Source organism: Kitasatospora sp. NPDC056783 (genome assembly GCF_042789895.1).
Lineage (GTDB): Bacteria > Actinomycetota > Actinomycetes > Streptomycetales > Streptomycetaceae > Kitasatospora.
Map to the genome: position 1 here is coordinate 1 of NZ_JBHUAF010000719.1, position 1170 is coordinate 1170.

1 protein-coding gene is annotated in these 1170 nt (G+C 69.6%); it reads left to right on the forward strand.

The genetic code is table 11. The features are described from left to right. Positions 1-174: 174 nt before the first annotated feature. Positions 175-1170: tyrosine-type recombinase/integrase (locus tag ACFRMQ_RS40855; protein WP_380736001.1), on the forward strand; the 996-nt coding region annotated here is incomplete at its 3' end.

Consider the following 1170-nt stretch of genomic DNA (forward strand, 5'->3'; position numbering starts at 1 on the left):
ACTGTGCGACATCCCGCGAGTTCTCCTGAGCCCCGCTGAGTGACCGAGGCCGTGGCCAGGGGCTTCTTCCTCCTTCGAGTGCTCCGCTGGGCTGTGACGTAACTTCGGGATTCCTGAAGCGTTCTCAGCTTGTGCGACCGATCTGCGGTCCGGTCGAAGGCGAGGAGGCGCGAGTTGGCGGCGCTGGCGGTGGTGCGGGACCTGCGCGAGTACCGGGATCCGGTCTCGGCGGAGGAGCTGGAGCGGTTCGAGACCGACGTGCTGGCCGGATTCGTGCTCGCACGAGCCTCGGCGGGGCTGACGGACGGCACGATCCGCGGGGACGTCGGGCACTTGGAGCAGGTGCGGACCTGGTTCGGCCGGCCGCTGTGGGACTTGGAGCCCGCCGACGCGGACGCGTACTTCGGGCGGGTGCTGCGGGGCTCGCCCAGTGGCACCCGCCTGGCCCGCTCCCAGGCCCTGAGCACGTACTTCCTGTTCCTGGAGCTGCGGCACAAGGTCGAGATCCACCGGATGACCGGCCGGGTCGTCGAGTGCCCGATCGACGAGATGAACCGCCCGCACGGTTCCAAGGACGCCCAGCTGCGGATCCCGCCGACCGCCCCGGAGGTCGGCCGGCTGTTCACCGGCTGGGGCGCCGAGCTGGCGACCTGCCGCAAGTGCGCCCCAACCGCGAGGAACTACACCGCCGCGAAGCTGATGTCCCAGGTTGGGCTGCGGGTCAGCGAGGCGTGCGGGCTCGACCTCACCGACATCAAGTGGCACCTGGGCCGGTTCGGCAAGCTCCACGTCCGCCATGGCAAGGGCGCCCGCGGCTCCGGGCCGCGCGAGCGGATGGTGCCACTGATCAACGGTGCGGACCGGACCCTGCGGTGGTTCATCGAGGACGTCTGGGGCCAGTTCGACGACGACCACACCCGCCCTGGCACCCCGCTGTTCCCCTCCGAACGCAGGAACGCCGACGGATCCTCGTGTCGGGTGGGCGACGACGCCCTGCGGAACGGCCTGGCCGCCGCAGTCGAGGCTCATCTTCCCGGCTGGGCAGAGAAATTGACGCCACACGTCCTGCGGCACTTCTGCGCGTCCGAGCTCTACTCGGGCGGCCTGGACTTGGTCGCAATTCAGGAGATTTTGGGACGTTCCTGGATCGCCACGACGATGCGGTACGTC